Origin of the sequence: Vogesella aquatica (assembly GCF_028548455.1) — a bacterium.
Taxonomy (GTDB): Bacteria; Pseudomonadota; Gammaproteobacteria; order Burkholderiales; family Chromobacteriaceae; genus Vogesella; species Vogesella aquatica.
This window is the reverse complement of the sequence record NZ_JAQQLF010000001.1, coordinates 227,290-245,226: the sequence shown is the minus strand read 5'-3', so window position 1 is coordinate 245,226 and position 17,937 is coordinate 227,290. Positions and strand designations below refer to the sequence as shown.

General features: G+C 66.1%; 18 protein-coding genes. 4 read left to right on the top strand and 14 right to left on the bottom strand.

Features of this window, described 5'->3' with window-relative positions; genetic code table 11:
- Nucleotides 1-6: 6 nt before the first annotated feature.
- A complete protein-coding gene (locus PQU95_RS01195; protein ID WP_272750318.1) occupies nucleotides 7-1,011 on the bottom strand; it encodes a hypothetical protein in 1,005 nt (334 codons plus the stop codon).
- A gap of 186 nt (nucleotides 1,012-1,197) precedes the next feature.
- Complete coding sequence (locus PQU95_RS01190; RefSeq protein WP_272750317.1) at nucleotides 1,198-1,839, bottom strand: LysE family transporter; 642 nt, start codon at nucleotides 1,837-1,839, stop codon at nucleotides 1,198-1,200.
- Between the two features lie 178 nt (nucleotides 1,840-2,017).
- On the opposite strand from PQU95_RS01190, the gene PQU95_RS01185 reads away from it, so the two are divergent.
- Nucleotides 2,018-2,545, top strand: a complete 528-nt coding sequence (locus PQU95_RS01185; RefSeq protein ID WP_272750316.1) for a glycine zipper family protein — start codon at nucleotides 2,018-2,020, stop codon at nucleotides 2,543-2,545.
- Between the two features lie 59 nt (nucleotides 2,546-2,604).
- Here PQU95_RS01185 and PQU95_RS01180 read toward each other — a convergent pair whose 3' ends face one another.
- Complete coding sequence (locus tag PQU95_RS01180; protein WP_272750315.1) at nucleotides 2,605-3,402, bottom strand: helix-turn-helix transcriptional regulator; 798 nt, start codon at nucleotides 3,400-3,402, stop codon at nucleotides 2,605-2,607.
- Between the two features lie 91 nt (nucleotides 3,403-3,493).
- Nucleotides 3,494-4,744: a kynureninase gene (gene kynU / locus PQU95_RS01175; protein ID WP_272750314.1), complete on the bottom strand. Its 1,251-nt coding sequence runs from the start codon at nucleotides 4,742-4,744 to the stop codon at nucleotides 3,494-3,496.
- A gap of 154 nt (nucleotides 4,745-4,898) precedes the next feature.
- Between kynU and PQU95_RS01170 the strand changes: the two genes are divergently transcribed.
- On the top strand, nucleotides 4,899-5,363 hold the full coding sequence (locus PQU95_RS01170; protein WP_272750313.1) for an Lrp/AsnC family transcriptional regulator: 465 nt from the start codon (nucleotides 4,899-4,901) through the stop codon (nucleotides 5,361-5,363).
- 4 nt (nucleotides 5,364-5,367) lie between these two features.
- On the opposite strand, the gene PQU95_RS01165 is transcribed toward PQU95_RS01170, so the two are convergent.
- Nucleotides 5,368-6,135, bottom strand: a complete 768-nt coding sequence (locus tag PQU95_RS01165; RefSeq protein ID WP_272750312.1) for a sulfite exporter TauE/SafE family protein — start codon at nucleotides 6,133-6,135, stop codon at nucleotides 5,368-5,370.
- Between the two features lie 98 nt (nucleotides 6,136-6,233).
- Between PQU95_RS01165 and PQU95_RS01160 the strand changes: the two genes are divergently transcribed.
- Entirely contained in the window at nucleotides 6,234-7,133 is a 900-nt protein-coding gene (locus PQU95_RS01160) for a LysR family transcriptional regulator (RefSeq protein ID WP_272750311.1), read from the top strand.
- Nucleotides 7,134-7,237: 104 nt separating this feature from the next.
- Here PQU95_RS01160 and PQU95_RS01155 read toward each other — a convergent pair whose 3' ends face one another.
- The 8 genes from PQU95_RS01155 to PQU95_RS01120 form a co-directional block, all read right to left on the bottom strand.
- Nucleotides 7,238-8,020: an alpha/beta fold hydrolase gene (locus PQU95_RS01155; protein WP_272750310.1), complete on the bottom strand. Its 783-nt coding sequence runs from the start codon at nucleotides 8,018-8,020 to the stop codon at nucleotides 7,238-7,240.
- Between the two features lie 84 nt (nucleotides 8,021-8,104).
- A complete protein-coding gene (locus tag PQU95_RS01150) occupies nucleotides 8,105-8,830 on the bottom strand; it encodes an AAA family ATPase (protein ID WP_272750309.1) in 726 nt (241 codons plus the stop codon).
- 134 nt (nucleotides 8,831-8,964) lie between these two features.
- Nucleotides 8,965-9,597, bottom strand: coding sequence for a glycine-rich domain-containing protein (locus tag PQU95_RS01145; protein WP_272750308.1), 633 nt, complete (start codon nucleotides 9,595-9,597; stop codon nucleotides 8,965-8,967).
- Nucleotides 9,598-9,895: 298 nt separating this feature from the next.
- Nucleotides 9,896-10,267: a hypothetical protein gene (locus PQU95_RS01140; RefSeq protein WP_272750307.1), complete on the bottom strand. Its 372-nt coding sequence runs from the start codon at nucleotides 10,265-10,267 to the stop codon at nucleotides 9,896-9,898.
- A 200-nt stretch (nucleotides 10,268-10,467) separates the two neighbouring features.
- Nucleotides 10,468-10,839, bottom strand: a complete 372-nt coding sequence (locus PQU95_RS01135; protein WP_272750306.1) for a DUF4019 domain-containing protein — start codon at nucleotides 10,837-10,839, stop codon at nucleotides 10,468-10,470.
- A 112-nt stretch (nucleotides 10,840-10,951) separates the two neighbouring features.
- The gene (locus tag PQU95_RS01130) at nucleotides 10,952-11,920 is read right to left on the bottom strand and encodes a hypothetical protein (protein ID WP_272750305.1); all 969 of its coding nucleotides are present in this window, start codon (nucleotides 11,918-11,920) and stop codon (nucleotides 10,952-10,954) included.
- Nucleotides 11,921-12,183: 263 nt separating this feature from the next.
- Entirely contained in the window at nucleotides 12,184-14,172 is a 1,989-nt protein-coding gene (locus PQU95_RS01125; RefSeq protein ID WP_272750304.1) for a peptidase U32 family protein, read from the bottom strand.
- A 73-nt stretch (nucleotides 14,173-14,245) separates the two neighbouring features.
- Nucleotides 14,246-14,479 carry a DUF2789 domain-containing protein gene (locus PQU95_RS01120; RefSeq protein WP_272750302.1) on the bottom strand — a complete coding sequence of 78 codons (234 nt, stop codon included), beginning with the start codon at nucleotides 14,477-14,479 and terminating at the stop codon, nucleotides 14,246-14,248.
- Between the two features lie 143 nt (nucleotides 14,480-14,622).
- Between PQU95_RS01120 and PQU95_RS01115 the strand changes: the two genes are divergently transcribed.
- Nucleotides 14,623-14,964: a hypothetical protein gene (locus PQU95_RS01115; RefSeq protein WP_272750301.1), complete on the top strand. Its 342-nt coding sequence runs from the start codon at nucleotides 14,623-14,625 to the stop codon at nucleotides 14,962-14,964.
- Between the two features lie 77 nt (nucleotides 14,965-15,041).
- Here PQU95_RS01115 and PQU95_RS01110 read toward each other — a convergent pair whose 3' ends face one another.
- On the bottom strand, nucleotides 15,042-17,936 hold the full coding sequence (locus tag PQU95_RS01110) for a DNA translocase FtsK (RefSeq protein WP_272750300.1): 2,895 nt from the start codon (nucleotides 17,934-17,936) through the stop codon (nucleotides 15,042-15,044).
- Nucleotide 17,937: the final 1 nt, after the last annotated feature.

Sequence of the window (17,937 nt, the reverse complement as noted above, 5' to 3'; positions counted from 1 at the left end):
TGTGGCCTATTGCAGTGGCGGCAGGCTAGCCAGCCAGCGCGCCGGCAAACGCGGCAGCAAGGCGCGGCGGCAGTGTTGCCAGAAGGCGGACAAGGTCAGCAGGCCACCGCCGATCAGCAGGCCGGCCACGGCAAACCCATCGGCAGCCAGGCCGGCGGTTTGCAGCAGGTGGCTGAAGGCGTACAGCACATAAGCCAGCGCCGACACCATCAGCGCACGCCGGTCTATGGCCAGTGATACCACGGCAAACAGCCCGTATAGCCCCAGCACGGCGATCAGCGCCGGCAGGCTGGCAGTGCCTTGCAAAATGCCCAGCATGTCAAAAAACGAGTGCACCATCAGCGGCGCGGCCAGCAGGTGCAGCCAGAAGGCCACGTCGGACTGGCGCTGCAGGCGCGCCGGGTCTTGTTTGTCCCAGAACATGGCCAGCGCAAAGGTCGCCATACCACCGGCAAGTAGCATGGGCGCGGTGTATTGCCGCAGGGCGGGTATGGCACTGAACAGCAAGCCGATGATCGTGAGCAGCAGCGCGCCGGTACCTGCCGCCACGGTTAGCGGCACGCGGAAGCGCCGCCAGTGCAGCCAGGCAGCCAGCGCGGCACTGCCGCCGCCGGCCAGCACCATCAGCTCGTCCGGCCGGTTGTCTTGCCCCAGCAGTGCGAGGATGCTTACCGGGCAGGCCACGACAAACGCCCCCAGCAGCGCAATGGCCGGCAGCGCCATGCGGCGGCGGCGGACAAAGTACTCGGCCAGCCCCCAGGCACCGGCGGCCACCGCCGCGGCACCGGCCGCCGGTGCCAGCAGGCTGCCCAGCCACGCTACCGAGCCCAGCAGCAGGGTGCAGGCGATGACCACAAAAATATCGTTAAAGCCGGACAGCAGGCGGAAGTGTTCTTCATCCGCCAGCGCAGTGTGCTGGCGCTGTTCTACCAGGCTGCGGAAGTCGTGTACGGCCTCCTGGCTGAAGATGCCGGCGTTTACCGCGGCGTTCAGGTCGTCATCGCTATACATGGTGGGGCCCGGGCGGCGTGGCCGCGTGATGGTGGGCACCCATTATTTGCCTTGCATGGCCAGACGGCAAGCCGGTGCCACGGTTCGATAACCGCCGCTGATTATGGCAGGCCACACTGCTAAAGGTTGGCCGCCTTGGAAAACGGCTCGAGCCTGCACCTCCGCCAGAAATAGTGTTAACAGGCGCTAACCCAGTGCTGGCAGCCCGCCGGCCAGCTCCAGCAGAATCGTCAGGCTTACCAGGCCAAACAGCACGCCACTGGCCAGGTTCACCAGCGGCTGGCTGCCGGCCAGCCGCGCCTGTACCCGCGGCGACGACAGGCACCACGCCAGCGCACCGAACCACAGCAGCGACAGCACGAACAACTCGCCTGCCAGCAGGGTGCGCGCGGCCAGCCCGACCTGCGGCGACACCATGGCGGCCAGCAGGCCGACAAAGTACAGCAGCGCCTTGGGGTTCAGCAGATTGGTGGCCAGCCCCTGACGGATGCCCTGCCCCACGCTGCCGCGCGTGCTGCCGGCAGCAGGGTTGGCCGCGGCGGCGGGTTGGCGGGCAGCGCGCAGTGCGCCTAGTGCCAGCCAGCCCAGATACAGCGCACCCAGCAGTTTCAGCGCGGCAAACAAGCCCGGTGCGGCAGACAGCAGCACGCTGATGCCGGTGAGGCTGAGCAGGCTGTGCAGCAAGATGGCCAGCGCAATGCCCAACGCTGCGCCCAGCGCCAGCGGGCGGTGGTGGCTGCTGCGCAGTACCAGTGCAAAGTCGGGGCCGGGGCTGGCCAGCATCACCACGTGCAGCAGGCCCAGGGTAAGAAACAGTTCGGTCGGCATGGCAAAACCTTCACGCAGATAAGGAAGTGCCCAGTGTGACCGCAGGGTAGCGCGCTGGCTTGTAAACGATTGCACGCGATGCGTGTACGGTTTTATAGCGATAGGCGTACCAGCCGGACATGGTGTGGATAAGTTCCGCTGCCACACTGGCTATCGTCAGCTGTTGCCGGAACGCGTCATGAAAGCCGTCTGTCCCCTGCTTTGCCTGCTACTTGCCGCCTGCACCACGCCCCTGCCGCCGCCTGCCGTCACCGGGCCCACGGTGAGCGTGATGCCGGGCAAGAAAACCACCTTCGAACAGTTCTTGCTGGACGAGCAGCGCTGCCGACGTCACGCGGCCAGCCTGGATACGGGGAATAGTGCAGACGAAGTCGCGGCCAACAGCGTGCTCGCCGGTGTGGCCACCGGGGCAGCAGCTGGCGCCCTGCTGGGCGGTAACCGCCACGCCGCCGCCCAGGGCGCCGGCATCGGCTTGCTGGCGGGGGTATTGGGTGGCCAGCAATCGGCACAGGCTACCCAGGCACAGCGCCAGTACCGCTACAACCTGGCTTACCAGCAGTGCATGGTGGCCAAGGGCCATAGTGCCGAAACTGCATCCAGTGCAGCCTGGCGCAGCGGCCAACCCCCGGCCTGGCATACCGACCGCGAACCGGCCTGGGTGCTGGTGCCGGTCTGGCCCGGCGGCCCGGGCCACCCGCCGCACTGATCGCGGCACTTCCATAACCCCCTTGCCGACACGCTAGCAGGGGTGTTGCTTTGCTGTGTTTAGCCCGCCATCTGCTGGCGGAACTGCGCCGGGGTCAGGCCGTAGGCCTGGCGAAAACCATGGTGAAAATGGCTCTGGTCGAAAAAGCCCACCGCCAGTGCCACTTCGCTGACAGCCAGGCCGCTGGCCAGCAATTTCTTGCCCTGCTCCAGCCGCAGGCGTTTGAGCCAGGCGTAGGGGGTGATGCCGGTGCGCTGCTTGAACTGGCGCAGGAAGGCGAAGCGCCCCAGCCCCAGCTGGGCGGCGAGGTCTTCCAGCGTGTGGCGGGCGTCCAGCTGCGCCATCAGGTAGTCGCGCAGGTGTTGCAGCTGCGGCGCAGACAGGCTGTGTGGCTGGCCCGGCAGGCTGAATAGCGTGGCCAGCAGGCGTAGCGTTTCTTGCTCTATCAGTAGCGGGTCGATGGCCGGCTGTTCCAGCCAGGCGTGCAGGCGGGCAAAGCCGGCGTACAGGTCGGGGCGCGCCAGCAGCGGCGTGGCAAAGAAACGGCCGTCGGCCTGCGGCAGCAGTGCGGCCAATTGTGCCGGTGGCAGCGAGAACACACGCACTTCGTAGCCTTCCGGCAGCAGGCTCAGGCCGTCGTGTACTTCGTCCGGATTTACCGTGGACAGCGTGCCGGCTACCAGCGCGTGGCTGCTGCCCTTGTGGATGAAGCGCTGGCCGCCGTACTGCACCAGGCCGATGTGGTAGTCCAGGTGCACGTGGCGGCCGTAGCTGAAATCCAGATGGCGCGCACGGCACAGCTCCACGCCGGGTAACAGCGGGGTTTGCCAGTAGCGGATGGTGGAGGCGGCGCTCATGCCTTACTGATAGCGTAAATCGCCGCCGTTCGCTTGTAGATTATTGCGGCCAACCCTGGGCCGGGTGCCAGGGTTGGCCGCACGCGCGGGCTCAGGTCACGGCCGTACGTTGCTGGTACTGCGGCTGGCGCCAGCTTTCGCTGTCCAGGATGTCTTGCAGAGTGGCGACTGCGTCCCAGATATCGGTGTGGCTCAGGTACAGCGGCGTCAGGCCAAAGCGCAGCACGGCCGGCTCGCGGTAGTCGCCGATAACACCACGGGCGATCAGCGTTTGCATCACCTCGTAGCCGTGCGGGTGGCAGAAGCTGACGTGGCTGCCGCGCGCCGCGTGCTCGCGCGGGGTGATTAGCGTGAGCGGATGCTGGCCGCACTGCTGCGCCACCAGGGTAATGAACAAGTCGCCCAGCGCCAGCGATTTGGCGCGGATGGCGTGCATGTCGGCCTGCAGCGCGATGTCCAGCCCGCACTCCACCATGGCCATGGCGCTAATCGGCTGGGTACCGCACAGGAAACGGCGTATGCCGCTGGCCGCCTGATACGCCGGCTGCATGGCAAACGGTTGCTGGTGACCCCACCAGCCCGACAGCGGCTGCCAGAAGCGGTCCTGGTGCGCTGGCGCTACCCAGATAAAGGCTGGCGAGCCGGGGCCGCCGTTCAGGTATTTGTAGGTACAGCCTACGGCGAAGTCGGCACCGCTGGCGTTCAGCGTCACCGGCACCGCCCCGGCGGCGTGGGCCAGGTCCCACAGGGTGAGCGTGCCGTTGGCGCGGGCGCGGGCGCTGACGGCGGCCATGTCGTACATGGCACCGGTGCGGTAGTTCACGTGCGACAGCAACAGTACGGCCACGTCGCCATCCAGCGCGACGTCCAGCGGCAGCTGCTCGTCGACCAGACGCAGGCTGTAGCCTTGCTGCAACAAGTCCATCAGGCCTTCGATCATGTACAGATCGGTGGGGAAATTATCGCGCTCGGACACGATCACGCGTCGCGCGGGGCGGTCTTGCTGCTGGATGCGCAGCGCGGCGGCCAGCGCCTTGAACAGGTTGAGCGAGGTGGTGTCGGTTACCACCGTTTCACCCGGGGCGGCGCCGATCAGCTGGCCCAGCTTGTCGCCCAGGCGGGCGGGCAGGTCGAACCAGCCGGCGTCGTTCCAGCTGCGTATCAGGCCGTCGCCCCATTCCTGCGCCACTACCTGCTGGCTGCGTAGCAGGGCACTGTGCGGGCGGGCGCCCAGAGAATTGCCATCCAGGTAGATCACGCCCGGTGGCAGGGCGAACTGCTGGCGAAAACCGGCCAGCGTATCCAGGGCGTCGGCCGCCTGGCAGTGTGCTCGGGTAATCATGCGGGTACTCGCTTGCCGGCAGGGCCGGCGTGGGTGGAAGACCTGTTTATGCTAGCCCGCACGGCGGTACAGAAAATGGCAAACACCGGTACTTGCCGCCCGGGTTTCCGCAGGATAGTGTGTATATGGCACTCTTTTTCGCAGGAAATTCACCATGCAACTGGATACCCTGGACTGGCGCATTCTGGCTGCGCTGCAAGACAACGGCCGCCTGAGCAACCAGGACCTGGCCGAGCGCGTGGCGCTGTCGCCGTCGGCCTGCCTGCGCCGCGTGCGCGCGCTGGAAGACGCCGGCCTGATTGCCGGCTACCACGCGCAGCTGGACGCAGCACGGCTGGGTTTCGAGCTGAATGCCATCGTGCACGTCACGCTGGACCACAGCCAGCCGGGCTGGCACGAAACCTTCCAGGCCGAAGTCATGGCTTTTGACGAAGTGAGCATCGCCCACGTGGTTACCGGGAGCTGCAACTATATCCTGCATATCCGTGCGGCCAACCTGACGGCGTTTTCCGACTTTATGGTGAACCGCCTCAACAAGCTGCCCGGCATGCGCGAGATGTGTTCCTACATCATCATGAAAACGCTGAAAGACCACGGCAGCAGGCTGCCGCTGCGCTAGCGGCTTAGGCCAGCCACAGCGTCAGCCCCGCCGTGAGCCACAGCATCAGCGCAAACAGCCGGCGCAGCAGCGCCGCTGGCAGGCGGTAGGCCAGCGCCACGCCGGGCGATACCGTCATCACGCCGCCCAGTGCCAGCGCCAGGCCCAGTGGCCAGTCTACCTGCCCGGCCTGGCCATAGCTGCCTAGCGCCACCAGCGCCGCCGGCACCACCAGCGCCAGCGCCAGGCCCTGGGCCTCGGCCTGGCTCTTGCCAAAGCCGCGTACCAGAATGGGCGCGGCGACAATGCCCGAACCCACGCCAAAAAAGCCGCCGCACGCGCCGCCGACCAGCCCCACCCCCGGCAGAAAGCGCGCCGGCCACGGTGTGCTGTTGGCCGCTGCCGCCTGCCCCGCCGCCCGCCAGAAGTACACACCCAGCGCCAGCATGAAAGCGGCAAATACCTGGCGTAGCAGCGCTTTGTCCAGCCCCAGCGCCAGCTGTGCGGCCAACCAGGTAGCCACAATGGACAGCGCGCCAATGCGCACTGCCAGCAGCAGCGGAAACGGGCTGCGCTGGCGGTAGCGCCAGAAACCCAGCATCACATTGGGCACCATCATCACCAGTGCCGTGCCCTGTGCCAGCGTCTGGTTCATGCCGAACAGCCCGCCCAGCAGCGGTATGGCCAGAATGCCGCCACCGATACCCAGCAGGCCACCCAGGCCGCCCAGTATGGCGCCCAGCAGCACCCCTTCTGCCAGTGCCCCCAGCAGGGTAAAGACATCCATATGCATGACAACGCCACCCGATAGCCCGAAAGCAGGCAGTGTATACCCGCCATGGCTGGCTATAATTCCGCCACCAACAAGCCATTATTAAACCGAGCGCACGAATGGACCCCATCGCCGACTTGGCGTTTTTTTGCCGCCTGATGCAGTGCGGCAGCCTCACCGCCACCGCGCAGCAGCTGGGCATAACCCCGCCGGCGGCCAGCCGCCGCCTGGCCGCCCTGGAGCGCCGCCTGGGCGTGCGCCTGCTGAACCGCACCACGCGCAGCCTGGCGCTGACGCCGGAGGGCGAGCGCTATCTGGCGCGCGGCCAACCTTTGCTGGCGGAGCTGGGCGAGCTGGAAGGCGAGCTGATGGCCAGCAGCGGTGCGCCGCAAGGCCTGCTGCGCGTGAACGCCACGCTGGGGTTTGGCCGCCGCCACATCGCGCCGCTGGTGTCGGCTTTTGTGCGCCGTTATCCGCAGGTAGAGTTGCAGCTGCACCTGAGCGACCGCATGCCGGCGCTGAGCGAGGGCAGCTTTGACGTGAGCATCCGCTTTGGCCCGCCACCCGACGCCCGCATCCACGCGCGGCGCATTGCGGCCAACCGCCGCATCCTGTGCGCCTCGCCGCTGTACCTGGCGCAGCACCCTACCCCGCAGGACCCTGCCGATTTGCGCCAGCACCAGTGCATCGTGGTGCGCGAAAACGACGACATCTGGGGCAACTGGGTGCTGCATAGCGGCAGCCAGGCGCAGACCGTGAAAGTGGCTGGCGCACTATCCAGTAACGATGGCGAAACGGCAGTGAACTGGGCGCTGGATGGCCACGGCGTGCTGTTGCGCTCGCTGTGGGACGTTACGCCCTACCTGCACAGCGGCCGCCTGCAGCGCCTGCTGCCTGCCTGGCACGGCGCGCCGGCCGATATCTGGGCGCTGTACCCGCAGCGGCTGGGGCTGTCGGCCAAGGTGCGCTGTTTTGTCGATTTTCTGGGCGAGCACTTTGCCGACGGTGCCGGCTGGTAGTACGCGGGCTGTCACCGTGGGTGGCGCATCAGTTTTACCCGCGGCGTGGCGCATTGGCCTTGCCCCCGCCTGGCCTGGCGGTAGTAAAGCGCGGTGACGCGGTGTCAGCAGACGCCATGCTGCTGCAGGAAGCCGCATATCCCGGCCAGCACCGCCTGCGGCAGCTCGCGGTGCGGCACGTGGCCGCAGTTATCCAGCAACAGCAGCTGCGACGGCCCGGCCACCTCGGCCGCGATGCGGCGCGGGAAGGCGTGCGAGCCGAACTCGTCCAGGTCGCCGTGTATCGCCAGCACCGGGCAGTGCACCCGTGCCAGCCACGGTGACAGCGACCAGTCGTCAAACAGCGGTAGCAGCCAGGTTTCCGTCCACGCGTCCAGCACCCAGCGCGCCCGCTCGCCGTGCCAGCGCGTCAGCCGCGCAAACTGCGCCGCCTCGGCAAAGCCCGTCTTGGCCGCCACAATGCCCTCGCGCGTGCGCGCCTCCACAAACGCCTGCGCCGATTCCGACACCACCGCCACACAGCCCGCCGCCTGCGCCGCGTGCGTCAGCGCCATGCCGCCGCCCACGCTGTGGCCAAACAGCACGTAGCGCGTCAGCCCCAGCGCGGCCAACAGCGCCGGCAGCAGCGTGATTGCCTCCTGCTCGATGAAGTCCGGCTGCGCCGGCGCCAGGCGCGGGCTGGACTGGCCGTAGCCCAGCCGGTCGTAAGCGATGACGTCGCGCCCGCTGGCCGCCGCCAGCTGCGCGGGGAAATCCCGCCACAGCGCCACGCAGCCCAGCGAATCGTGCAGCAGCACAATCGGCGCCAGCGTGCTGCCGGCTACCGGCCAGTGGCGGACAAAAACCTGGCCGTCGGCCAGCGCAATCAGGCGATCGATAGGTGTCATGCGGTGTGGTGTGATGGGGAACGCGACGCGGCATGGTAGCAGCTTGCCGCGCGGCCAAGGTTGGCCGCAGGGGCAGGCGGTGGGTTACCACCCCAGGTTGTGGCGCAGGTAGGCGTCGGTATCGCCGTAAAAGCGCTTCATCACGATGTAGTGCTCGGTGTCCTGATAGGCAACCGGCTGGATACTGTCGCGCTGCAGTTGCAGCAGGCTGGCGTCGGGGATGGCCATCAGTACGGGTGAGTGGGTCACGATGAGGAACTGTGCCCCTTGGCAGGCTAACTCGTAAATCAGCCTGGCGGCAGCTAGCTGCAGCATGGGTGACAAGGCGGCTTCGGGTTCATCCAGCAGGTACAGGCCGTCTGCGTTGAATTTGTGCTGCAACAGGGTCATGAAGGCCTGGCCATGCGATAGCCGGTGCAAGGGTACGCCGCCATAGCCGCCCAGATAGCCGGTGTCGTCAATGTAGCTTGCTAGCTGGTGGAAGGTTTCCGCCCGGAAAAAATAGCCTGCTTTGGGGCGACGGAAATGGCGGATAACGCGCAATTCGTCTTCGAAGAAGACATCCTGCGGTAGCGTACGCTGCGGGTTCACCGATAGCGGCCCGCCGGCGGCGTCAAAACCCAGGCATCGGGCCAGCCCTTCCAGCAGCACGGATTTGCCGACACCGTTATCGCCGATCAGGCAGGTAACCGGCTGGGTGAATGGCAGGGTCCAGTCGGTAAGGTAAAGCGGCAGATCGTAGGCGGTGGCCAGCTGTTGCAGCCGCGGGCTGCTGCGGATAGTGGCTTGGCGGAGGAAGCGTGGTTGCATGATGGCGAGGCTCTGTGGTTAGCAACCTGCGCAGAGGACGACAGCGCAGCTGGCCGGATAACGGTAAAGGGTCATCATTGCGGGAACCGTGCTGGCGATAAAAATGGGTGTGGGGTCCACACCGTGCGTGGTACCTAGTCGCCGCCACAACCGCTACAGCTGCTGCAACTGCTGTCGCTGCCGCTATCGCCACTGCTCTCTGTGCCGCCATACAGGCTATCGCTGGCGGGGGCGGCAGGCGGGAACAGCAGGCCAGGATCGAAGGCGTCAGCCAGGCCCAGCTCGTAGTCGAGGGCAAACAGCAATGGCAGCTGCACAGGCTGCTGCCAGGCCAAGCCTTCGTCGTGGCAGGCGCCGTACCAGCTTTGGCGCAGCATGGCTTGCTGCTGCTTGCGGTTGCTGCTGTCGGTAGGGGTGTGGTGCAGGAAGCGACCAAACGCCTCTTGGCAGAATGCCTGGTAGGCTCGGGTATCCAGGATGAACTCGTGCCACAGTGCATCTACCGTGTGCGACGGCATGGCCAGTGCCTGCTTGTTGTTACGGGCAAACAGCCGGAAAAACTGCTGCAAGCCCTGCTCTACCCGCGCTGCCTCTTGCGGGCTGAGCGCAGGGTAACGGGCGCGCCAGCGCTGGCGAACGCCATCCGGTAACGGAGTGTAGGCCAGAAAAGCCAGCCGCGATTGCAGGCGGATATGGCGATAACTGCGGTACAGCCTCCAACCCCAAGCCAGTGTGAGCAGGACAGACAGCAAGACAAATGTGAGCATGACGATTTCCCCTTCAGCATGCACCTCTGCGGGTGCTACCGGTGCCGGGGGCAAAGGGCTGATGGCGGGGTGATGCAGGCTGCCCAGCCAGCTCAGGCCGTGCCTGCGGCACCACCTGAGCGCAGGCTACGGCGGCAACATGACTGCAAGATGACAGTTCACACGCCGTGGTGCAAAACATGCACAGTGGGGTAAAACGCTGTGCTGATAAGGGTGCGGCGCAGCTGTATGGCGCGTGCGTCACGCTATCGATAACAGCTTTCCGGGTACGCCGAGGGCTTATCCGAGCCGGAACGGTTTACAGGGCAAACTTGCAAGTCGCTATTTTTTTCGAAAAATCGCCATAGCCAGAAGAGCCGGGTTGAAAGTCAAAAACATCTACTACCCCCATAGAACCCTGTCTATAAAAGTTGAACTCCATATAACCCGAGACGCCGAATTTTGACAGGGTCATTGCGTAGCGCCCGTATGCTAGATAGAGCCCCTTTAACTTGAACAGTAACGTCGTACCTTTAGGCAAATCGTCATCGTGCGAAAAAGACAATTGGTACCGCAAACCAAAACCATCCTTTGATGCGGATTCTAAACTTAACAAATAGCCGTGCATCGGTTTTGTTAGGGAAAATCCAACTTCACAATCATTCGCAGCGGATTTGACAATCGGCTTCAAAATGTTTACTGCATAGCCATTTGCTTAAAAAGCAAGTAACAGAAAAAATGCCATCACATTCTTCATAAATCACCTATTACCCCTATTCTGGGCGTTATTGCATAAGTGTCTAGCCCCGGAAAAGGCGCAGCTCGTTGAACCGGGTTAGCATCATCGGTGCCGGCAATGTCACTTGTGGCCAAGGCCGGGCACTGCCGGGTTCAACCCTGCTGCCCGTCTGCGGGGCGGACAAAGTAGCCGGCTACTTGCCAGCGGCCGTCGGCTTGCTGCTGCAGGGTCAGGGTTTCCTGCCAGTGCGCGTGCTCATCGTTGCCGCTGAGGCATTGGTAAACCCAGCACGGCGCGGCAGCGGGCGGTTGCCGGTAGTGCTGGCAAGCCAAGCGTTGCCGTGGCTGTCGCGGTGGCAACGCTTGCAGGGCGGCTTGCCAGTCGGCCAGCGTGATGGCGTGTTGCAGGCTGGCTGCGGCGCCGTGCCAGCACCCGGCATGGTGGCCGGCGTCCAGCTGTGCCAGCCACGGCTGCGCGTGTTGTTGCCAGTGGTGATGGGCGCGATCGAAGAAGGTGTCGGGCATGGCGGGCTCAGCGTTGATGTTTGTGCAGGTAGTGGCCGCTTGGCCACTGCGTGGCGCCGGCCGGTAGCAGGGCGAGCGCCAGCGTGCCATAGGGTGTTCTTTCGCGGGGCGCTTACTGTGCATCGCACAGGCCGCCGTGGCATTGCAGGGTGTTGAAGTCGTATACCGCCGAGTGGCCGGGGTTGCCGTTTGGGGTGGGCACGCCGGCCGGGATGAAGAAGGTGACGGCATGGGCGCCGTATAGGCCGGCGGGGTAGGTAAAGCGGCGCAGCACCACGTAGCCGTCGTGGAATTCGGGCACTTTCAGCCTGCCGGCGCGGCTACCGGCGATTGGTGGCACATCGGCAGGCGGCTGTTTGCTGGCTACAGCTTTGGCCCAGGCCTGGGCGTCGGCGGGCCCGGCACGGCGCAGTTGGCCGCGTTGCAGCGCTTGCACCAACCCGGCGGCGCCGGCCAGCGGTGCGCTGCGGTCGCGGAACGGTTGTGACTGCTGGCTGTTTTCGCTTTGCAGCACGGTACCGGCAGGTATGGGCACGCCGATGCTGATGCTGCCTTCCTGCGCCAGGTACACGCGGCTGACGGCGCGGCCGAATAGCTGGCGCGATAGCGGGTTCAGCGGCTTCAGGTTATCGGCATCCACATAGTGTGAGCCACAGGCGCCGTTATTGTCGTAATAGCTGATCAGGGTGGGGGTACCGGCCGGCAGGCCGACCATGGCCTGGCGGTGGTAGCCGGTGAGTAATACCGCCAGGATGCGGGTGCTGCTGCTGCGGTATAGCCGCCACACGGTGGGGTCGTAGGCGCCCAGCATCAGCACCACCGGTTGCTCGGGGTTGTGCACGGTGACGTCCATCATGCCGGCGCTGTTGCCGCTCTGGTCGATCTCGTAATCCAGCGCTTTGCCGCTGTAGCCGCCGGCGGCGTACACCACGGTGTTGGCCGGCAGCTGCAGGCCGGGAAAGGCGCACGTTTGCGGCGTACGCGCTGCTGCGGCCTCGGGCGCCGGGGCGGTCACGACGATCTCGCTGGCGAGCACCAGCGGTGGCAGCAGCGCGAACAGACAGGCGAGCGGGTGCTTCATGACAGGGCTCCGGGTTGGCCGCACCGGCAGGCCGGGCGCAATGAAAATGGCATTGTGCCAGCAGCAAGCAGGGTGGGCAAAGCGCAGCGTGCCCACAAGGCCTCGCTCAGTTTGGTGGGCACGGCCTGTGGCCTTTGCCTGCCCTATCCCTGCCGCTTCAGTGGATAGGCGCCTGCAACAAGGGCAAGCCAGACGGCTTGCCCTTGTACCTTGGTGATGCGCTGGCTCCCTGCCCTGCGGCCAAGGTTGGCCGCGGGCCCGGTTTACGACGCCGGGCGCTGCTTGAAGAAGGTAATCGGCGCGGTGGCGGGGATATCGCTTGGCGGCGGGGTTTTCAGGATGTGCTTTTTCATCTTGCCCATCACGTGCATTTCGCACGGGCGGCATTCGAACTTCAGCGTGTAGGTTTCGTCGCCCGATTTCAGCACCATGGGGTCGGCGCGCACCTGGCCCATCACGCCTTTCACGCCCTTGGCCTGCTTGGGGCACAGGTTGTACGAGAAGCGCAGGCAGTGCTTGGTAATCATCAGCGATACTTCGCCTTCTTCCTGATGCGCTTCGTAGGCCGGCTCGATGACTTCCACGCCGTGCTTTTTGTAGAAGTCCCACGCCAGCGCGTTGTATACGTTGGCCAGGTAGCTCAGGTTTTGCTCGGGGAAGCGCGGTGCCGGGTGCAGCTCGGCTTTGCGCTGCGGGCGCGCCCATGCGGCCAACCTGGCGGCTTCCAGCTTGTCTACCGCGTCGCGGCGCAGGCCGTTGATGACCGAGGCCGGCACGAACCACGGCTGTGCCAGCTGCAGCGCCACGTCGTGGGCGTAGAACAGGGTGTTGCCCAGTTTGGCCACGGCGTCGCGCAGGCTGCTTTCGGCGCGGGCGGGGTCCTTGGCCGGCTCCAGCGCTACGTTGGCCGCAGCGGTGGCGCTACAGCCGTCGGCGTCGGTCAGCGTCAGCGTCAGGCCGCTGGCGGTGTCGGCCAGCGTGGCCCATACGCCGATGCGGCGCTCGGCGGATTTTTTCAGCAGCGCCAGCTCCCAGGCGTGGTCGCGGTTGCGGCTGATGTCGGTGCCGGGTTTCAGGCCGGCCAGCAGCACCGGGTCGTTGGGTACGCAGCGCCACAGCTTGTCGCCGCCCGGCACGTGGCCGATCTGCTTGACGGTGTTGAGCTGCATGCCCACCACGTCGCGCTTTTTCATGAAGTTGATGCCGTCGCCGTTGCTCATCTGCTCGGCGGTGGCAATGTCCACCCAGCCGTCGCCTACCTGGTGCACGGTGCCCAGCTGTACGCCCACGAACTTGGGCGAGTCAAAGGCGCCGATGTCCTGCTTGCGGCCGGTGGCAAAGTAGTCGGTGGCGCCACGGTGGAAGGTTTTGTCCGGGTCGGGCGTGAAGAAGATTTCGCTGCTGCCGCTGGCGGCCGGGGCCAGCTCGGGGCGGCGCTCGAAGATTTCGTCCAGCAGCAGGCGGTAGTGGGCGGTGATGTTCTTCACGTAGCTCACGTCCTTGTAGCGGCCTTCGATCTTCAGCGAGCGCACGCCGGCGTCCAGCAGCGCTTCCAGGTTGGCGCTCTGGTTGTTGTCTTTCATCGACAGCAGGTGCTTGTCGAAGGCCACCACGCCGCCTTTTTCGTCGGTCAGCGTGTACGGCAGGCGGCAGGCCTGCGAGCAGTCGCCACGGTTGGCGCTGCGGCCGGTGTCGGCGTGGCTGATGTAGCACTGGCCGGAAAACGCCACGCACAGCGCGCCGTGGATGAAGTATTCGATGGCGGCCGGGTCGGCGCCTTCGGCCACCACTTGCGAGATCTTGGCGATCTGCGGAATGGTCAGCTCGCGCGCCAGCACGATCTGGCTAAAGCCGGCGTCGGACAGGAAGCGGGCCTTGTCGGCGTCGCGGATGTCGCACTGGGTAGACGCGTGCAGCTGGATCGGCGGCAGGTCCATCTGCAGGATGCCCATATCCTGCACGATCAGCGCGTCCACGCCGGCGTCGTACAGCTGCCAGATCAGCGTGCGGGCGGCGTCCAGCTCGGCGTCGTGCAGGATGGTGTTCAGCGTGGTGAAGATACGCGCGTGGTAGCGGTGGGCAAACTGCACCAGCTGGGCAATATCGGCCACGCTGTTACAGGCGTTGTGCCGCGCGCCAAAGCTGGGGCCGCCGATGTACACGGCGTCGGCGCCGTGCAGGATGGCTTCGCGGCCGATGTCGATGTTTTTGGCGGGCGAGAGCAGCTCGACCTGGTGCGGCAACAGACTCATCTGGTACTTCCTGCGGTGGGTGGTGTGGCAAGGGGCGGAAGTATAGCGGAATCAGTCACTTGCGCAAATGCACTCAGGCTTGCTGCAAGCGCGCGGCCAACGTGTCTACCAGCTCGGCCCAGTCGGCGTCGTCGTCCAGCGCCTGTTTCAGGAAAGCGGCCTGGGCGCTGGTCCAGAGCGGCGCGTCCTCGATGGCGGTATCGGCCGGCAAGGGGTGGCTGGCGATGAAGGCGCGGATGTCGGTGGGGCTGTCCGGCAGGCCCAGCTGGGCAAACAGGGTGCACAGGGTGTGAAGGCTGGTATCCATGGGGCAAGTCTCCGGCAGGTGGGGAGCTTTCAGCATAGACGGGTGATGGAACTGTCGGCAGCGTGGTTTACTCTATGCTGAACGCGACAAGTTGGCCGCAAGGTGCATGGGCACTGCCCGGCCGCATACTCAAGGAGAAAGGCATGAACAAGCTGACGATCGCCCTGTTGTCCGCCGCCGCGCTGGCGGGGTGCACGGCCGAGCAGACCAGCCAGCTGCAGCAGCAGGCCTCGGCGGCCATTGGTGGCGCACACCAGGTGGTGCAGGACAGCAGCGCGCCGCTGGGCGAGCTGAAACAGCAGGCTAGCGCCGCAATGGGCAGTGCCGGCAAGCTGAAAGAACAAGCCAGCGCCGCACTGGGCGTGGCCAAACGCGTGGGCGCGGCGGCGGCTATCCTGAACCCGGAGCTGGGCCAGCAGATCGACGAGGCCAAACAGCAGGTGGACGCGGTGAAACAGGCGGCCGACGCGCTGCAGGGCAAGTAAGCGCCGCTGCATACACGGTACAAAGCACAAGGCCCCGCCAGTTGGCGGGGCCTTTTGCTTGCTGACAGCCGCGATGCTCAGTACTCGCGGTCGGGTACCAGCACCGTGCGGTTGCCGTTGCTTTCCATGGACGACACGATGCCGGCGGCTTCCATGTCCTCGATCAGCCGCGCCGCGCGGTTGTAGCCGATGCGCAGCTGGCGCTGCACCGAGGAAATGGACGCCTTGCGCGTTTTCAGCACGATGGCCACCGCCTCGTCGTACAGCGGGTCGGCTTCGCTGCCGGCTGCCGCACGGCTCTTGGCGTCGGCCTGGTCGTCGTCGGCCACCGATTCGCCGGTGAGCAGGCCTTCCACGTAGTCCGGCTCGCCCCACTGCTTCAGGTCTTCCACGATGGCGTGCACTTCCTCGTCGGTGACAAACGCCCCGTGCACGCGCTGCGGGTAGCCGGTGCCCGGCGGCAGGAACAGCATGTCGCCCTGCCCCAGCAGGCTTTCGGCGCCCATCTGGTCGAGGATGGTACGGCTGTCGATCTTGCTGGATACCTGGAACGCGATGCGGGTGGGAATGTTGGCCTTGATCAGGCCGGTAATCACGTCCACCGACGGCCGCTGCGTGGCCAGAATCAAGTGGATGCCGGCGGCGCGGGCCTTCTGCGCCAGGCGGGCGATCAGCTCCTCGATCTTCTTGCCGGCCACCATCATCAGGTCGGCAAACTCGTCGACCACCACCACGATGAACGGCAGCGTGGACAGCGGCTCCGGCGTTTCCGGTGTCAGGCTGAACGGGTTGACCAAACGTTGGCCACGCGCCTCGGCAGCGCGCACCTTGTCGTTGTAACCGGCCAGGTTGCGCACGCCCAGGTGGCTCATCAGGCGGTAGCGCTTTTCCATCTCGCCTACGCACCAGTTCAGCGCGTTGGCGGCCAGCTTCATGTCGGTGACCACCGGTGCCAACAGGTGCGGGATGTCGTTGTACACCGACAGCTCCAGCATCTTGGGGTCAATCATGATGAAGCGCACTTCGTCCGGCGTGGCCTTGTACAGCATGGACAGGATCATGGCATTGACGCCCACCGACTTGCCGGAGCCGGTGGTACCGGCCACCAGCAGGTGCGGTGCCTTGGCCAGGTCCATCACCACGGGGGCGCCGCTGATGTCCTGCCCCAGTGCCAGCGTGAGCTTGGAGGCGTTTTGCTGGAACACGTCGGCGCTGAAGATTTCCGACAGGCGGATCATCTGGCGCTGCGGGTTGGGCAGCTCCAGCCCCATGCAGGTTTTGCCGGGGATGGTTTCCACCACGCGGATGGACGCCAGGCCCAGCGCGCGCGACAGGTCTTTGGCCAGGTTCACTACCTGGCTGCCGCGCACGCCGACGGCGGGTTCCACTTCGTAGCGGGTAATTACCGGGCCGGCGTAGGCGTCTACTACGGCCACTTTTACCTTGAACTCGGCGCACTTTTCTTCGATCAGAATGCCGCGTTCGATCAGGTAGTCTTCGCTCTGCACCGCCTTGTGTACCTCGGGCGGGCGCAGCAGGTCCAGCGACGGCAGGCAGGCGTCGCCGTATACCACGGGGATGGCGTGCGGCTTGGGTTGTGCGGCGGCGGCCAGGGTGTGCAGTGCCTGGCTGATCTGCGCGGCAGGCACGGGGCTCGCTGCGGCCGGCTGGGCTGGCGCGGCCTGTGGGGCATCGTCCAGCAGCTGCCATACCAGGCCAGGGTTGGCCGCAGCGGGCGCTACGTCGGGCGCGCTGTCGGCTTCGTCGTCCAGCAGGTGCCACACGATATCGCCGTGCTGCGTGCTGTGGTAACTGGCCTGTGTCGCCGGGGTGCTGGCCGCGCTTGCCGGCGCACTGGCGGCCTGCTGCGGCATGGCGGCGGGCTCGGCGCTGGCGGGTGTGCCGATAGCCTGGCGCAGGCGAATGCCCTGCCATACCGGCGGGGCGGCCGGTACGGCTACGGGCTGGCGCAGTTGTTGCCAGCGCGCGCCTGGCGGTGTGCTGGCGCTGCCGGGCTCGGCTACCGGTGCGGGTTCATCGTGGCTGGCCGCTTCATCTGTGGCCTCGCCGGGCAGGGCAAAGTCGTCGTCCAGCACGAAGTCGTCGTGCTGCTGGTACGCGGTGGCACTGTCTGGCGGGGCGTGGGTGTCGGTGTCGCTGCTGGCCGGCTCGAACACTGGCTCGACAGGCGCTTGCGCTGGCAGCGGCATGCCGGCGGCGCGGGCTTCTGCCGCGTGGCTGGCGCCGCGCCAGTCTGCCTGGACCTCGACAGGTGTGGTACTGGTGGGCCGGGGTGCCTGGGCGTCGGCTTTGGCCTGGGCAAAACTGGATTGCGCGCCAAACAGCGCGGCGGCGGCGCGTTCGCGTTCTTGCTGGGCCAGCGGCGATAGCGGCAGCGGTGTGGACGCGCTGGCTTTTTTCATCACCGGGGTGGGCTGCAGGATCACGGGCGGCAGCGGCGCGGGCTTGGCCGGCTGGCGGCCGCTATGCAGCTGTTGCACGTTGGCGCGCACTTCGCGCGGGTCGATCAGCGGCAGGTCGCGCGGCTGGAGGACGGGCTTGCCGTCGTAGGCGGCGATCTTTTCGCGGCGGGTCAGGTCGCGGCGCAGGTTGCGCTGCACGTCGTCCAGGCCGATGACCGGCAGCTTGGGCGTTGCGCCCTTGTGGCTGGCGGGCGCCGCCTTGGGCTGGCGCTGGTAGCGAGGCAGCGCGCGCGGCAGCTGGTCGATGATCTCGGCGGGTGCGGCCGCTTTGGCCCCGGGCACGCGCGGTGCTGGCGTGGCTGCGCCAGTGCTTACCGTGGGCGGCGCCTCTTCCGGGGCACCCAGCGTGCGGCGCGGCGGCCGCGGCGTGATGGCCACGGGGGCGGGTTCGGGCTGGTCGGGGGCGGCCGTCTGGCCGTCATCGTGCTCGGGCGCGTCTTCGTGTAGCACGTGCTTGAGCTTGGTCAGCAGTTTGGAAAACTTCTCCATG

Excerpts from the sequence above, each read along its gene's own strand:
- PQU95_RS01195 (WP_272750318.1), bottom strand. The coding sequence starts at position 1,011 with ATGTATAGCGATGACGACCTGAACGCCGCGGTAAACGCCGGCATCTTC.
- PQU95_RS01190 (WP_272750317.1), bottom strand. The coding sequence starts at position 1,839 with ATGCCGACCGAACTGTTTCTTACCCTGGGCCTGCTGCACGTGGTGATG.
- PQU95_RS01185 (WP_272750316.1), top strand. The coding sequence starts at position 2,018 with ATGAAAGCCGTCTGTCCCCTGCTTTGCCTGCTACTTGCCGCCTGCACC.
- PQU95_RS01180 (WP_272750315.1), bottom strand. The coding sequence starts at position 3,402 with ATGAGCGCCGCCTCCACCATCCGCTACTGGCAAACCCCGCTGTTACCC.
- kynU (WP_272750314.1), bottom strand. The coding sequence starts at position 4,744 with ATGATTACCCGAGCACACTGCCAGGCGGCCGACGCCCTGGATACGCTG.
- PQU95_RS01170 (WP_272750313.1), top strand. The coding sequence starts at position 4,899 with ATGCAACTGGATACCCTGGACTGGCGCATTCTGGCTGCGCTGCAAGAC.
- PQU95_RS01165 (WP_272750312.1), bottom strand. The coding sequence starts at position 6,135 with ATGCATATGGATGTCTTTACCCTGCTGGGGGCACTGGCAGAAGGGGTG.
- PQU95_RS01160 (WP_272750311.1), top strand. The coding sequence starts at position 6,234 with ATGGACCCCATCGCCGACTTGGCGTTTTTTTGCCGCCTGATGCAGTGC.
- PQU95_RS01155 (WP_272750310.1), bottom strand. The coding sequence starts at position 8,020 with ATGACACCTATCGATCGCCTGATTGCGCTGGCCGACGGCCAGGTTTTT.
- PQU95_RS01150 (WP_272750309.1), bottom strand. The coding sequence starts at position 8,830 with ATGCAACCACGCTTCCTCCGCCAAGCCACTATCCGCAGCAGCCCGCGG.
- PQU95_RS01145 (WP_272750308.1), bottom strand. The coding sequence starts at position 9,597 with ATGCTCACATTTGTCTTGCTGTCTGTCCTGCTCACACTGGCTTGGGGT.
- PQU95_RS01135 (WP_272750306.1), bottom strand. The coding sequence starts at position 10,839 with ATGCCCGACACCTTCTTCGATCGCGCCCATCACCACTGGCAACAACAC.
- PQU95_RS01130 (WP_272750305.1), bottom strand. The coding sequence starts at position 11,920 with ATGAAGCACCCGCTCGCCTGTCTGTTCGCGCTGCTGCCACCGCTGGTG.
- PQU95_RS01125 (WP_272750304.1), bottom strand. The coding sequence starts at position 14,172 with ATGAGTCTGTTGCCGCACCAGGTCGAGCTGCTCTCGCCCGCCAAAAAC.
- PQU95_RS01120 (WP_272750302.1), bottom strand. The coding sequence starts at position 14,479 with ATGGATACCAGCCTTCACACCCTGTGCACCCTGTTTGCCCAGCTGGGC.
- PQU95_RS01115 (WP_272750301.1), top strand. The coding sequence starts at position 14,623 with ATGAACAAGCTGACGATCGCCCTGTTGTCCGCCGCCGCGCTGGCGGGG.
- PQU95_RS01110 (WP_272750300.1), bottom strand. The coding sequence starts at position 17,936 with ATGGAGAAGTTTTCCAAACTGCTGACCAAGCTCAAGCACGTGCTACAC.